This window comes from Streptomyces sp. NPDC055955, from assembly GCF_042270245.1.
Taxonomy (GTDB): Bacteria; Actinomycetota; Actinomycetes; order Streptomycetales; family Streptomycetaceae; genus Streptomyces.
Genome location: NZ_JBHJYS010000019.1, coordinates 59246 through 73969, shown reverse-complemented (window position 1 = coordinate 73969; position 14724 = coordinate 59246). Strand labels below are relative to the sequence as shown.

Annotated in this window: 10 protein-coding genes; 6 read left to right on the top strand and 4 right to left on the bottom strand. The window is 71.2% G+C overall.

The features are described from left to right. The first annotated feature begins 799 nt into the window (after positions 1 to 799). The gene (locus tag ACFC96_RS31840) at positions 800 to 1246 is read left to right on the top strand and encodes a hypothetical protein (protein ID WP_376615386.1); all 447 of its coding nucleotides are present in this window, start codon (positions 800 to 802) and stop codon (positions 1244 to 1246) included. A gap of 736 nt (positions 1247 to 1982) precedes the next feature. On the opposite strand, the gene ACFC96_RS31835 is transcribed toward ACFC96_RS31840, so the two are convergent. From ACFC96_RS31835 to ACFC96_RS31825, 3 genes are all read right to left on the bottom strand, one after another. Then, on the bottom strand, positions 1983 to 2450 hold the full coding sequence (locus ACFC96_RS31835) for a hypothetical protein (protein WP_376615384.1): 468 nt from the start codon (positions 2448 to 2450) through the stop codon (positions 1983 to 1985). Positions 2451 to 3331: 881 nt separating this feature from the next. Continuing rightward, positions 3332 to 4486 (bottom strand): aromatic acid exporter family protein, encoded by a 1155-nt coding sequence (locus ACFC96_RS31830; protein WP_376615382.1) that lies wholly within the window; start codon positions 4484 to 4486, stop codon positions 3332 to 3334. A 508-nt stretch (positions 4487 to 4994) separates the two neighbouring features. Further along, a complete protein-coding gene (locus ACFC96_RS31825; RefSeq protein WP_376615380.1) occupies positions 4995 to 6173 on the bottom strand; it encodes a M20/M25/M40 family metallo-hydrolase in 1179 nt (392 codons plus the stop codon). A gap of 426 nt (positions 6174 to 6599) precedes the next feature. On the opposite strand from ACFC96_RS31825, the gene ACFC96_RS31820 reads away from it, so the two are divergent. The 5 genes from ACFC96_RS31820 (at position 6600) to ACFC96_RS31800 (ending at position 12666) form a co-directional block, all read left to right on the top strand. Continuing rightward, on the top strand, positions 6600 to 8195 hold the full coding sequence (locus ACFC96_RS31820; RefSeq protein ID WP_376615378.1) for a PucR family transcriptional regulator: 1596 nt from the start codon (positions 6600 to 6602) through the stop codon (positions 8193 to 8195). Positions 8196 to 8223: 28 nt separating this feature from the next. After that, entirely contained in the window at positions 8224 to 9543 is a 1320-nt protein-coding gene (locus ACFC96_RS31815; protein ID WP_376615376.1) for an MFS transporter, read from the top strand. Then, on the top strand, positions 9540 to 10937 hold the full coding sequence (locus ACFC96_RS31810; RefSeq protein ID WP_376615374.1) for an amidohydrolase: 1398 nt from the start codon (positions 9540 to 9542) through the stop codon (positions 10935 to 10937). Before ACFC96_RS31815 ends, ACFC96_RS31810 begins: the two co-directional genes overlap by 4 nt. Continuing rightward, positions 10934 to 11746, top strand: a complete 813-nt coding sequence (locus tag ACFC96_RS31805) for an SDR family NAD(P)-dependent oxidoreductase (RefSeq protein WP_376615372.1) — start codon at positions 10934 to 10936, stop codon at positions 11744 to 11746. The genes ACFC96_RS31810 and ACFC96_RS31805 overlap by 4 nt, the downstream gene beginning before the upstream one ends. A gap of 92 nt (positions 11747 to 11838) precedes the next feature. After that, a complete protein-coding gene (locus ACFC96_RS31800) occupies positions 11839 to 12666 on the top strand; it encodes a polysaccharide deacetylase (protein ID WP_376615370.1) in 828 nt (275 codons plus the stop codon). Positions 12667 to 13013: 347 nt separating this feature from the next. Here the strand turns inward: ACFC96_RS31800 and ACFC96_RS31795 are convergent, their stop codons facing one another. Beyond that, on the bottom strand, positions 13014 to 14138 hold the full coding sequence (locus tag ACFC96_RS31795; RefSeq protein ID WP_376615368.1) for a mechanosensitive ion channel family protein: 1125 nt from the start codon (positions 14136 to 14138) through the stop codon (positions 13014 to 13016). Between the last annotated feature and the right edge of the window lie 586 nt (positions 14139 to 14724).

Sequence of the window (14724 nt, the reverse complement as noted above, 5' to 3'; positions counted from 1 at the left end):
TTGGTGTGCGGCCACTCGGTTCATCGTCTGGCCGTCTGGCCGTCTGGCCGTCTGGCCGTCTGGCCGTCTGCCAGGCCAGGTCGTCCATCGTGGTGTCGAGTGTCCAGGCAGTGAGTACGCCGCGGCGGTCGTCCGCCTTCACGGGCCCCGCCTGTGCGGCCTGGAAGACAACGAGCTGCACGCCCAACTCGCCGAGGCCGGCGTGACGGTGCACCACAGTGTGGTGCACCGTCACGCGGCGGCGAGGTCTGTTCAGTGGAGTTGGGACAGTGTCGCAGCAATAGGCGGCGAACAACGCTCTTGCCGTGCTGGCTGCGCTCGGGGGATGCACCACAGCGGCCGCCGTGATCGGCGCTGCGCTGGTCGGCGAACTCGGTACGGCAGTCGCAGCAGGTGCGCCGGTGTCGGTCGCTCTCGCGGAGCTCGCACGCGTCGCACACCCGGCCCGGCTTTGGCAGCCATCGAGCCTCGCGCACACGGGGCCTCGCGGCGTGGACCGTGCAGCACGGGATGCACGTGCGGCGCGACTCGTGTGCGCCCTGCCGTGACGCTGGCAAGGGCCGCACCGGTGAGCATGGGGCCGCGATCCGCGCCGCCATCGCCTGCGCCGCAGCCCGGTTGCTGCGCATGCCGGAAGGCTGGCCACGCGGGGCGCGCCGTCAGGGAGATCGGCGCGACTGTGTGGACATCCGATGGAGCTCTGGTGTGCATTCACGGGGGTTCGGCGCCCGGCTGCTTTGCACCGCATCCGACCCGACGGCCTCGTCCGAATCGCGTCCGACCGACGGTAAGGACGTTCATGTTGCCCAACGAACCTGAGATGCGCCCCTGCGGGGTAGGCGTGTGGTACCTGGAGCTGGCGCTCCAGGGCAAACGCAAACAGCGCAGACACCTTGAGCAGGACTTCGCAGATCTCGCCCCGCAAATCGCGCAAGTGGGTGTCATGGCAGTTGACGTTCTGGCCCTGCCGGCTCTGGCCAACCCGCCGAACCCCGAGGAGTTGAAGAAGCTGCTGCACGTGCGCGATGTCTTGAGCTCGCGGGCGCAGATGCCCAGCAAAGTGGCGCGGCGGCTGCAAGTACGCCTGTTGTGCCGTCTCGTGCTGAGACTGATCCTTCCCAAGCGCTCCGCAGGACTGCTCATGGGCTGGCGCTCAAGAAAGACGCGTAGGAGTGAGGGCGTTCGCAACCTGCACGTGCTGATCACGTGCTGGCAGGACCCTGAGGGAACCGAGTCTCGCTCCTGACGCATCATCAATGCACACGGCCTCGGCCTGAACGGCCTCGGCGGCACGTAGTGGGTCCCGTCCTTGGGCGAATGCGCATCGGCACTCCAAGGGATCAGGGTGATGAGCGCGGCGCGGGAGTGTTCTCGGTGAGCGTGGTGAGGATGCGTCGTACGGCTTTTGACTGCTGTCGCGGGCGGGGTCCGAGGCGTCGGCGGAGCTGGTCCCCGAGGGCGCGGCGTATGGCTCTGGGCCATCCCTTGTGTGTGGGGGCGGGGTGTGGGGGCGGCGGTTCTTGGGGCCGTTCAGGAGGTCGGTGAGGGTGCCGCCGGTGAGGTCCTGGACGTGCTGTTGGCAGCTCCTGTGAGGGGCGTGCGACGTAGCGGCCGTGCAGGGACTGTCGGGTGACGGTGAGATCGCCCGCGATGGTGTCCCAGGAGATGTTCAGGGCGTGAGCCTGGGCGATGGCGAGAGACTCGATGTGGTCGGCGAGTTCGCGCAGCATCCGGGCCAGATCCAGGGCGGCGCGGGGGCGTTCGTCGGCGAGTTCCCCGAGTGCGCCGGGCCTTGTGTGCGATTGCCCGGCGGGCCGTCGTCTTGGCGATGACTGCTTTCGTCTCGAAGGTGACCGTGTCCTGGGCGCCGGCGGCCCGGGCGGACCGGCCATGCCGGAGCCGGTTGCAGTGGTGGCGGTGTCTGCGGCCGTGTGTGAGGGAAGTCTGCGTCCGTGGGTTGCAGGGGAGCGGAGGTAGCCGTCTCAGTGGAGTGAGGGCTCCTCGTGCTGCGGTGTCCAGTGGTGAGGTCCGTTGTGGTGCAGGGTCCATGTGATCTGGTCGTTGACCCAGCGGCGGAGGCTGTCGTCGTTGTTCATGGGGTGGTCGGCGTGGTTGTGGTGCAGGGCCCATGTGATCTGGTCGTTGACCCAGCGGCGGAGGCTGTCGTCGGTGTTCATCGGGTGGTCGGCGTGGTTGTGGTGCAGGGCCCATGTGATCTGGTCGCTGACCCAGCGGCGGCGGGCGTCGTCGTTGCTGTCGCGTGCTGCGTCCTGGTTGCGGCCGTCGTCGTGGGTGCCCGGGAGCGGCACGTGCTGGGAAGCGACGGCTGTCCGGTCGTTGGCTGGGTGCGTTGCTGCCGACGCGGGACCGGCCGACGTGAGGAGTCCCGCGGCTGCGAACGTCACGGAAGCGGCGCCGACCGCAGCACGCTGCGCAATGGTGAAAACCATGATCTCTCTCCTTGCTCATCCCGCGACCTGCATAACCGGCCGCGGGGGCTTGCCTTTGATCAGGCACTGACGACAGTACACGGAAGTGGTTGAACGATGAACTAAATGGGAAGTGAGGTGCGCCATGTCCCGAAAGCCGCTGCGCCGCATGTTCCGGTGGCCCGTATCGGTTGCCTGGGGCTGGGCAGTTGGCGCAGCGGCTCCTTCTACTTCGTGTCGGTGCTCGCCCCGGTGGCGCGGGCAACGGTTCGTGCACCGCCGTGCCTCGGCCGCCCCGCCCCGGCAGCCCTGCCTCGGCCGCCCCGCCCCGGCAGCCCTGCCCCGGCCGCCCCGCCCCGGCCGCCCCGCCCCGGCAGCCCAGCCCCGGCGGCCCCGCTCCGGTCGTCGGCTCCGGTCGGCACTGTCGTTCGCTCAACGGTGGCAGTAGCGCAACGCCGCCGAATGCGTGGCCGGTTGACCGCGGATCGCGTCGCGCGGGCTGTGCCGGATCAACTGACGGCCGCGGCCGGGAGCGACGCTGTGATTCCTCACGGTTCCCAAGGGCGGTGCGGGGCTGCGTGTGACGGTGTGCGGCTGGTTGGCGTTCACGGCCCCGCCCACCTGCTCGGGCACGTCACAGTGCGCATTGGTGGCCCTCGCTGGCCGGGGTGTGTCGGCAGCCCCCGGTCCATGACTCCTGGGGCCCTGTGCGGTGGTCGAGGGCGTATGAGGGTGCGTGTCCCCTGCAGAGCGGGTCGGCCGGCCGATCGTAGGCGGGCCTCGGTGCGGGCTCTGGTGGGGCGTGTGCCGGCGAGGCCGCGCATCACTGCCCGGTGATCGGCTTGGGCGGGTTGAAGGTGCTCGCGCCGCGTGCCCAGCCAGGTGGCCGCCTGCGTCGTGGGTCAGTGCGTGTTGGTGCGGTCGAGGTCGGCGAGCAGCCTTTCCGCGTCGGTGATGAGAGAGCCATAGACGTGCCAGGCGCCGGGCTTGGTGAGGGTGCCACGGGCGATGGTGTCGGTCATGGTGTCGTGCCAGGCCAGTGTGCCGTCGATCGCTGCGCGCAAGCGTTCGCGGGGGGATGTGTCCGGTTGGCCGCCTGCCGGGCGGGGTTCGGTGAATGCCTGGACGGCTGCTCCCGCCAGGTGGAGGGTTTCGGCGTACTGGTCGAGGAACTGGTGTCCCAGGTGGTGGTCGGAGTGGTTGTCGTGCGCGTTGTCGGCGAGGGTCCGTGCGATTCCGCGCACCTGGATCGACACGCCGCGCAGGACCCTGAATGTGTCGTCGAAGGTCGTCTCCTTGCGTCGCTTGTGCGCGACGCAGCGTGTGTTCCACCGCAGGCTCTCGTCGGCCTGTTGTACCTGTTCCTCTGCGCGAGTGAGGCGTTTGTCCAGGCTGCGCGCCTGGTGGAGCCAGGTGTGGGCCTTGGGGGTGAGCTGTCGCCCGGACAGGCCGGTGCCCATGTCGTGCAGCAGTGTTCCTATCGAGCGGGCGAGGTCGCGTACGGCGGAATCGGACTCGTTCAGGTAGAGCGGTGGCAGGACCAGGGCATTGACCGCGATGCCCACCGCCGCGCCCGTGAGCGTCTGCAGTGCGGGGGACAGGAGACTGCCCATGGGGTCGGTTGCGGTGGCGGCCAGCGCGATGACTGCAGTCGAGGCGACCTGGAGACGGTCGTCGGCGGTGCGGCGCGGGCCCGCGATGACCGCGAGAACCGCGATGACCGCGACGGCGCCCGCGGTCGGTCCCAGCAGCCGCGCCGTCGCGAGGGCGAGGATCAGTCCGGCGATCCTGGCCGCCACATTTTGTGCCGCTTTGGTCACGGACTGGTACACCGTGGACGCGTTGACCATGAGCAGAGCGGTGGTGACCGCCAGGTAGGGCCGGCCCTCGGGGGACCAGGGGGCCACGATGCTCCAGGTGAGCATGGCCGCGATGAGGGTTTTGGCGCCGTGCACCACATGGCCGGCCCGCTGGGTGCTCAGCCGGCCGGCGAGGCGGCGTAGCGGCCCTGCTGCCGGTACCGGAGTGCGCCCCAGCCGAATGGTTGAATCTTGCATGACCTCGATGATGGCATCATATGTCCGTTTTAATCTCGTGACATCGGCCACGGTCACCCGTGGCCCGTTGCTGCCGGCCGACGGTCGGCGTGGGGGGCATGTGCCGGCGCGGAGCGTCGCGAAAGGGACGGGGCGCGCCGAGAGGATGGGTCCGGAGCGGGGCCGCGCAACCCGGATCGAAAGCCCCCTTGCGCGACGGGCCGATGCGGCCCCCGCGCATCAGGGCCTGCCTCATGGGACCTGAAGCCTCCTCCACGTATTCACCAGCTGATGGTCTGCGGGAGAGAGCCGGTTGGGCATCGTCATGTGGACGCGTCCTGCAGGATGGGCTTCGAGCGTCGCTTGTAGCAGCGGAGCGCGGCTGCAAGTCCGAAAGGGGCCAGGCGGTTGGTGGGCCGGCGCTCGAAGCGGGGACTGAGTCTGAGGTAGCCGGTCGGCCAGGACATGGTCCGCTCGATGACCCACCTCCGGCGGCCCAGGCGTTCGCTGGGCGACCCCGGCGCCCTCCCTACCGGGCGGCTGCCCCCAGCCGTTCCACCATCAGGGCGACGAGGGCGGCGCGTTGCGGCATGTGGGTCACGTCGGTCCATTCGTGGTCGGCGTGGGGGCCGCCGCCGACCGCGCCGAGGCCGTCCAGGGTGGGGGTGCCCGCTGCCGCACACAGGTTGCCGTCGGATATGCCGCCCACTGCCGCCGAGCCGGGCCATGGGAGGCCGAGTTCGTCCAGGCAGGTGCGGGCTGTTACGAGCAGGTCTGCGGCGCGGGCCTGTTCGAGGGGCGGGCGGTTGGGGCCGCCGGTGATCTCGAAGGGGAGCCGGGCCGTCTCGGAGACCACGCGGTGCAGTGCCGTGTCGATCTCCTGTTGCGTTCGGATGTCGGGGACGCGGACGTCGACGGTGACCTGGGCGCGGTCGGGCACCGTGTTCTGGGTGGTGCCCGCGCTCGCCAGCGTCGGCGTGAGGGTGATCCGGTCGTCCTGCGCGGCGAGGGATTCGAGGGCGACGATGATTTTGGCGAGGTCGCTCAGGGCGTTGCATCCCTTGTCGGGCTCCAGGCCCGCGTGGGCGGCGATGCCCTTGACGCGGATGTCGTAGAACGACCAGCCCTTACGGGCGTGCTTCAGGCCGCCCCCGTCGGCTGCGCCCTCCAGTACCAGCGCCGCACGGCACTGCCGCGCCCATTGGGTCACGACCCGGCCGCCGGCCGGGGAGCCGATCTCCTCGTCGGCAGTGGCCAGGAACGCGACGGCGGGGTCCTGGCCGGTCAGTTCGCGCAGCTGGGCCACCGCGTACAGGCCCTGGATCAGGCCGGCTTTCATGTCGAAGACGCCGGGGCCTGTCACCCGGGTGCCCTCCACGAGGAACGGGCGGTGCTTCAGGGTTCCTTTCGGGAACACGGTGTCGAAGTGGCCGAGGAGGAGGACGGGTTGGGTGTCGGCCGGGCCGAGCTGCCACAGCAGGCCGCCGGGGCGGCCGTTGCCGGGGTCGTTGGGCAGGATGGTGGGGGCGGTGCCCAGGAGCCGGGTGCCGATCTCGGCCAGGACGGTGCGGCACGTGCTCAGGGCGTCGCCGTCCAAGGACGGGGACTCCGCGCGTACCAACCGTTCCAGATCCGTGACCATGGCCGGGGTGGCGTCGGTGAGGCGATGCAACAGGTCCTGCGGGTCGAGGGCTTGGGGTGCGGGCACGGCGGGGCTCCTTCGGCGCGGCTTCCGTGGGGGTAGGCCTGTGCATGATGGCCCTGTCGCGACATGCGATGGTTTGTGCGACCCCCCAAGTTTTGGAGCTGATCCGCCGTGCCCGACCACAACCCGGAACACTTGGGTGCTGCTGGAGGGGCAGGCGCCGACGCCCCGGCGACCCTGACCACCGTCGTGGACTGCCTGGGGCCCGGAACCGTCGCCGTGTGGGCGGCCCCCCACGGCCTGGACGTACCGATCCGCTCGCTCTTTGTGCACGAAGGACCGGAAGAACCTGAACGGCGCGACGAGCCTGAAGGGCATGAAAGACATGAAAACCGCGAAGGGCGCGGAGGGGACGCGGGGTACAGAGGGGGCGAGGGGTGCCCGGGTTCCGCAAGCCTTTCGGAGCCGGGTCCGGGTGCCGGGGCGGGCGTGGGGGCCGGGCTCGGCCGGGCCGGCGGGCTGCTGCTCGGTATCGGGGCGGGCGGGGAGCCGCCCGGTCTGATCCGGGCCGCGGCGGGGGCCGGGGCGAGTGCCGTGATCGTCAAGGCCGGCGTGGCCGGCGGGGACCGTGCCCTGCGTGAGGCGAGCGCTCTTGGTACGGAGCACGGGGTGGCGGTTTTGGCGCTGGCATTCGATCAGGACTGGACGGATCTGATCGGACGGCTGCGTGCCCTGCTGGCGGTTGGGGTGGGGCCCGGGGCGCGGCAGGGGGCGGTGCTCGGCCGCCGGCACGACCTGGTGAGCCTGGCCAACTCCCTCGCCCGGCTGGTCAACGGCTCGGTCATGATCTTCACGCCGGGCCAGGAGCTGCTGGCCGCCTCCCGCCTGGGCCCCGGCGACGACGAGATGCGCCGGGCCGCGGTGCTCGACCAGCACGGGCCGGCCGGATACCGGGCGCGCCTGGTCGAACTCGGCGTGTACCGGCGGCTGTGGGCCGGGCCCGAGGTGGTCGATGTCGCGGCGGTGCCGGAGGTGGGGGCGGGGCGCAGGCTCGCGGCGGCGGTGCGCGCCGGAGGGGAGAACCTCGGCTCGATCTGGGTGGCCGAGGGCGACGAACCCCTCGTGAAGAACGCCGCCGAACTCGTCGCGGACGCGGCGACGGTCGCCGTGGGGGTGCTGCTCGGCCTCGATCAGGAAGAGGTGGCCCGGCGGCGCCTGGACGAGGAGCTGCTGGGCCGGGCGCTGCTCGGCGACGTCGACCCGCAACTGGCCGCCTCCCATCTGGCCGTCGACCCGGGCACGCCGGTCACCGTGCTGATCGCGGACCTGTCGGCCCAGGGCACCCGCCCCGGCGCGGCCGACCTGTACCGGGCGAAGGAGGAGGCGCTGCGCCGTCTGGCCGGGTACCGGTGGCGGGCGCTCGCGACGACGGGCCCGAGTCGGGTCGTCCTCGCGCTGGTGGGTCTGGCCGACCGGGACGGCATCCGGCGGGCGGCGGACGCGGTCGGCGCCGCTGTGGCGGAGGCGGTCGGAGTCCGGCCGCGTACCGGTATCGGGTCCTGTGTGCCGCACCTGGGGGAGCTGCCGGCCAGCCGCATGGAGGCGGACCTGGTGGTACGGGCACTGGCCCGGCGCGGCGAGATCCGCAGCGCCTTTTTGGAGGACGTGCGCGGCACGGCGAACCTGCTGATGCTGGGCGAGGCCGTCACCGCCGACCGGCGGCTCCAGGAGGGGCCGGTGCACCGGTTGCGCGCGCACGATCTGCGGCGCGGCACCGCGTACACGCAGACGCTGGCGGCCTATCTGGACGCCTTCGGGGACACCGCGGCGGCCTCACGGGAACTCAACGTCCATGCGAACACCCTGCGCTACCGGATGGGGCGTATCCGTGAGCTCACCGGCCTGGATCTGGGCGATCCGTACGAGCGGCTGAACGCCGCCGTGCAACTCTTCGCCCTGCAACCGAACGACCTTGTCGCCGTGCACGAGGGAACGCCGAAAACCTCTTCGCCCTCCACAAGCCGTGAGGGTACGCCGGGTTTGCACACTGCTGACCACGATCCGGTGACCGGTGCCGGGACGTGATCGACGGATATCCGCGTGGAGGTGGAAGATGACAGAGGGCAAGAGCTTTCGGGCGCGTTCGGCCCGGCGGGTGGCCATGGCCGCCGTGTCCGTACTTTTCATGACCTGGCTGATCGATTACATCGACCGGCTGGTGATCACCCTTGCCCTGCCGGACATCGGTGAGGAGTTCGGTCTCGGCACCACGATGCAGGGCCTGATCCTCACCGCCTTCTTCGTCACCTATGCCGCGATGCAGATCCCCGGCGGCATCCTCGCCGACACCAGGGGCACTCGCCCCACGATGCTGCTGGCGGCCGGCGGCTGGACCGTCTTCACGGCCGCCAGCGGGCTGGCGATCGGACTGACGACCATGATCGTGATCCGGGCCGTCTTCGGCGTCTTCCAGGGCATGTATCCGGCCGCGTCCATCAAGGCGCTCAGCGAGCGCACCACCCCCGAGCAGCGGCTGACCGCCAACGGCGTGATGTCCGCGTCCAACCCACTGGGTTCCGCGATCGCCCCCATCGTCGCGGCTCCGCTCATCGTGGCCTTCGGCTGGCGCGGGGCGTTCTGGGCGGTGTCCGTCCTCGGCCTGCTGATCGTGATCGTGCTCTGGAAGGGCATGCCGAAGCCGCTGACGACCGAGGAACTCGCCGCCGCGACCGGCAGGCCCGCCCCCGAGCCGGTCGCGCAGGTCTCGCTGCGGCAGGCGATGGGACTGCTGAAGTCCTCGATGATGTGGCGCTTCACCCTGATGTTCTGCGGGTTCAACATCATCGGCTGGGGCCTGGTCTCCTGGGTGCCCTCCTACCTGCGGGAGAACAAGCACGTCTCGCTCACCGGCGTGGGCCTGATGTCCGGCATCCCGTGGGTCGCCGCGGCGATCAGCATGATGGCCGGCGGCTACCTCTTCGACCGCTTCTTCCAGGGCAACCACCGGCGCGTGGTCATCCCCGTCATGCTGGTCACGGCCGGCCTGCTGGTGATGATGGTGCGCGCCGGGTCGGCCACCGAGTTCATCGCGTGGGAGACCTGCGGGACCCTCGTGATGTACCTGGCGTACATGCAGATCTTCGGGCTGCCGCTGCGCATGCTGCCTGCCGAGTACGCGGGTGTCGGCGGCGGCATGGTGAACTTCGGCGGCCAGCTGGCCGGGGCCGTCTCGCCGTTCGTGATGGGCTTCCTCGCCGAGCACTTCTCCTACGGTGCGGCCTTCTCCTTCCTCGGTATCGGATGCGTCCTGGCGATCGTCGGCGCGCTGGTCACTCCGCAGACCCCTGAGGCGTTTCGGGCCGGTCTGGGCCGTCACCTGGACCTGTCGCACAAGACGTCCACCCCGGACCCGGTCGCGGTGGGCGCCGCGTGAGCACCCCCGCCAGCAGTACCGCACTCGTGCCCGTCGGGCAGCTCAAGGAGCGGGCCCGCGCCGCGATCGAGGACTGCCGGGAGCGGCTGCTGGAGCTGAGCGAGGACCTGCAACGCCACCCGGAGACCGGCTTTCGCGAGCACCGGGCCGCCGCGGCGGTGGCCCGGTGGTTCACCGAGCTCCGGCTCCCCTTCGAGGCAGGGCTCTCTGTGACCGGGGTGAAGGCCCGCATGGCGGGGCGCGCCCCGGGGCCGACCGTGGCCGTGCTCGGCGAACTCGACGCCCTGGTGCTGCCCGGGCACCCGCTCGCCGACCCGGCCACCGGCGCGGCGCACGCCTGCGGCCACCACGCCCAGGTGGCGTCGATGATCGGCGCGGCGGTCGGCCTGGCCACCGTACAAGGGCACCTGGACGGGGACGTGGCGTTCCTCGCCGTCCCGGCCGAGGAGAGCGTCGAGCTGGACTGGCGGCGCGAGCGGGTGCGGGCCGGGGAACTGACGCACCTGGTCGGCAAGGCCGACCTCCTCGCCCGGGGCGCCTTCGACGATGTGGACATGGCGATGCTCTGCCACACCTCGGGGCAGCCCGCCCGGCTCAGCGTGGGGGACAGCCACAACGGGTCGGTGGTGAAGCGGATCACCTTCACCGGCCGGGCCAGCCACGCCGGTTCGTCCCCCTGGCACGGGGTGAACGCCCTCAAGGCGGCGATGCTGACGATCAGCGCCATCGACGCCCAGCGCGACACCTTCCGCGACGAGGACACCGTGCGCGTCAACGCAGTACTGCCCCACGGGGGTGACGCGCCCACCGCGGTACCCGACCGCGCCGAACTCGAGGTGGTGATCCGGGCCCGCACCCTGGACGCCCTGCGCGGCGCCTGCGACGCCGTGGATCGCGCCGCACGAGCCGGAGCGATGGCGCTGGGCGCGCGAGCGACCACCGAGACGACGCTCAACTACCTCCCGCACCACCAGGATCCGGCCCTGGTCGAGGTGGCCCGGGCCAACGGCACCGCCCTGCTCGGCCCCGACGCCGTGGCCCCCGGCCGGCACCTCGGCGCCTCCACCGACATGGGCGACCTCGGCGCCGTGATGCCGGTCCTGCACCCGTTCGTCTCCGGTGCCACCGGAGACGCGCACAGCGTCGACTACACGGTCACCGACCATGTCCTGGCCGCACTGGAACCGGCCGTGCTGATGGCCTGGTGCGTCATCGACCTGCTGGCCGACGGCGCACCCGGGGCGCACGACGTCCTCGCACGGCGCGCCCGGCGCACACCACCGGACGGACGGTCCACGGCCGACCGGTACGCCGGCCTGCGGGCCGGATTCGACGGCCTGACCCACTACGACCCAACCCACGACACGGTGCGTGGGACACAAGGAGAACTGTGAGCACCCCCCAGAGCACCACCGAGAGCACCCGCGAGCAGAACGGGCCGAGGACCGCACTGGTCACCGGAGCGGCCGGAGGCATCGGGGCGGCCGTCGCGAAGCGGCTGAGCGCGGACGGCATCCGGGTGATCCTCGCGGACCTCCGCACCGACCGCCTCACCCCCCTGACCGCCGGGCCGCCGCTCGCAGAAAACGCCGGAGGCTTCGCCGCCCTGGAGGTGGACCTCACCGACCGGGCCGCGCTGCCCGGCTTCGTGGACCGCGCCTGGAACGTGTGGGGCGGCCTGGACATCCTGGTCAACGCCGCCGGCCTCTACCCGAGCGCCCCGCTGCTCGAGATGCGCGACGACCAGTGGGACCAGGTCATGGACGTCAACCTGTCCGCAGTCTTCTCGCTGTCGCGGGCCTTTGCCCGGCGGCTCGTCGACGCGGGCACCGGCGGCCACATCGTCAACATCAGCTCCGGCGCCTCCACCCGCGCCCGCCGCGGCGCCGCCCACTACTGCACCTCCAAGGCCGGACTGGACATGCTCACCAAGGCGTTCGCCCTGGAACTCGCCGAGCACAGCATCCACGTCAACGCCGTCTCTCCCGGCTTCATCGAGGTCGACAGCGACGTCAACCCGCTCGGCGAGGCGTACGTCCGCTCGATCCGCGGTGGGCAGCCCTGGCCCCGCGCCGGTGTCCCCGACGACATCGCGGGCGCGGTGTCCTTCCTGTGCGGCCCCGACTCCGGCTGGATGACCGGCGCGTCGCTGTCCGTGGACGGCGGTGCGGGCACCGGAAACGCCGCACTGCCGCTGAGCTGAGCCGAATAGGGAACGAGAACACCATGGCGAAACCCGACACCACAACGGCACCAACACCTCCGCCGGGCGCGCACAGGGGCGGATACGTCTGCGTGACCTTCGACTTCGATGCCCTGTCCTCCTGGATGGCCCGGGGCATACTGACCGCGACCCCGCGCTCCCGGGGGGAGTTCGCCGCCGTCGCGGTGCCCCGCCTGCTGCACATCCTTCAGACCCGGGGCATCCCGGCGACCTGGTTCGTGCCCGGACACACCGCCCTCACCTATCCGGAGCTGACCCGCGAACTCGCCGCGCGAGGACACGAGATCGCGGTGCACGGGCACGCCCACGAGAACGTCGCCGCCCTCAAGCCGGCCGAGGAACGCGCCGTGCTCCAGCGATCGCTGGACGCCCTCAAGGAGGTCACGGGCGAGCTGCCGCGCGGGTTCCGGGCGCCGGCCTGGGATCTGTCCGACGCCTCCGTCGGCCTGCTCGTGGAGCACGGATTGCGCTACGACAGCAGCCTGATGGGCCACGACTACGCCCCTTACCCCTGCCGCACCCCGGACGTGCTGGACGAGGCGGGGGTCCGCTGGGGCGAGCCGGCCGGTCTCCTGGAGATCCCGGTCGCCTGGAGTCTGGACGACTTCCCGTACCTGGAGTTCCTGCGGACCCCGTCCGGTCTCATGCCCGGTCTGCGCGACCCCGGCGAGATGTTCGCCAACTGGACGGCTGACCTGGACTACATGCTCCGGGACTTCGACCACGGTGTCCTGACCGTCACCATGCACCCCGAGGTGATCGGCCGCGGCCACCGCCTCCTCGCCCTGGAACACTGGCTCGACGAAGTCGCCTCGCGCGGCGCCCAGTTCGTCACCTGTGAACAGGTCGCCGATCTGGCCGCGGCAGGTGCCGAGCTGGGGCGGTACCGACCCGCCTGACCAGCCAGGGGGGGTGAGCGGCACGGTACGGCAAACGACTCAGGAGTCGTGCCCTCGATCCAGGTGGAGCCCGAGACCAGAGAACTCATGAGGCGGCCGACCACACTCCGGTGCCGGTGCCGGTGCCGGTGCCGGTGCCGGTGCCGGTGTGGGATGAGGGGTGGGGTCGGCGTACGGCGATCAGCCGGCGCGCATCCGATCGGAACAGAGACCGGACACCCCCCGGAAGGGGACGGGCCCGCTATCTGAGCCCGGATCAGCAGCCGTCGCCCTTCGCCGGGCGGCTGGACTCTGCCGTGGGTGCACAGTCGGCGATGTGGCGGGGCAGTGGCGGCCTCGGCATGGGGCTAGCCGCGGCCCGTGCCTGTGCGTGGAGATTCGAAGGAGTGGGTCGCGGCGCCGTCCTGGTCGCGGCGCGGGCCCCGCGGCGTCCTGCCCGGAGGCGGTGCCGCGCCGGCCGTGTTGACGCGGGGGAGCGCGTAGGGGTGGGCCTCGGTCAGCCAGCGCATCATCCGCTCACGGACCGTGACCCGCACCGTCCAGATGTCGTCCGCGTCCTTGGCCGTGACCAGGGCGCGCACCTGCATGGTGTTGGGAGTGGAGTCCGTGACGGCGAGCCCGTAGTCGCGTCCGTCCCAGGCCGGGCACTCGCGCAGGATGTCGCGCAGCTTCTCGCGCATGGCCTCCACCGGCGCCGAGTGGTCGAGGTGGAAGAAGACGATGCCGGTCATCTGGGCGCTGCCACGCGACCAGTTCTCGAACGGCTTCGAGGTGAAGTACGAGACGGGCATCGTGATCCGCCGCTCGTCCCAGGTCCGTACCGTCAGAAAGGTCAGGGTGATCTCGTCGACGGTGCCCCACTCGCCGTCCACCACGACCGTGTCGCCGAGGCGCACCATGTCGCCGAAGGCGATCTGCAGCCCGGCGAAGAGGTTCGACAGCGTGGACTGTGCGGCGACACCGGCGACGATGCCGAGGACGCCGGCCGAGGCGAGCAGCGAGGCGCCGGCCGCCCGCATCGTCGGGAAGGTGAGCAGCATCGCGGCGACCGCGACCACACCGACGATGGCGGACACCACCCGCTGGATCAGCGACACCTGGGTGCGGACCCGGCGGACCCGGGCGGGGTCGCGGTGGGCGGTCGCGTAGCGGGTGTACGAGGTCTCCACGACGGCGGCGGCGATGCGCACCACCAGCCAGGCCGTGGAGCCGATGAGGGTCAGCGTCAGGATCCGGCCGATGCCGATGGAGTGCTCCTCCAGCAGCTTGGCCTGCGCGTAGGACCCTCTGAGCATGCCGGTGCACAGAACGAGTTGGAAGGGGACACGGCCGCGACGGAGCAGCCCCCACAGCGGGGTCTCGTGGTGCCGGCCGTCCGCGCGTCGCAGCAGCCGGTCCACGGCCCACCCGACGAGCAGCGTGAGCACGACCGATCCGCCGACGACGATCACCGGGCGCAGTACGTTCTCCATGCCCCCGACCGTAACCGGCCCGCCGCGGTCCAAACCTGGAGCCGGAAGCCGTCCGTACGCGGGCCCGCATGGCGTCGGCGGTCCCTGCACGCCAGGGACAAGGACAACACCGTCGACCTTTACGTCGTCAGTGATATCAAGGTCGACACCCGCACCCGACCCCTAGACCGCCAGTGGCAACAAGGTCACCCTCTTCACCGACTGGGAGCCGAGGAGGACCTCAGGCCCCGCAGGTACGAATACCGGCTCCCCGACATCACCGACTGACCCCGCGGGGCCCGGTCGCGAGGAGACGCCGAAAGGCTTGACGCCCGGTCACCTGCCCCGCAGCGCCGGGCTGCCGTAGGTGCCCGACCGAACGGGGTGCCCGGCGGCAGCATCGGCTTCGTGAGGGAGGTGCCGCAGGGCCGGCTCAGTCTTGCACGGGCCTTTGACAACAGGTGTACTTCGGCGGGTGCAACGGGAGCTCGGTGATGCCGCGCAGAGCGGCTTGCGGGCCCGGGGCGAGCGTGGCCCGGGCCATCACAGTCGACTCGCACCCGAGCCCGGTACACGGGCGCATTCGGGGCCGAGCATGTCGTCGAGA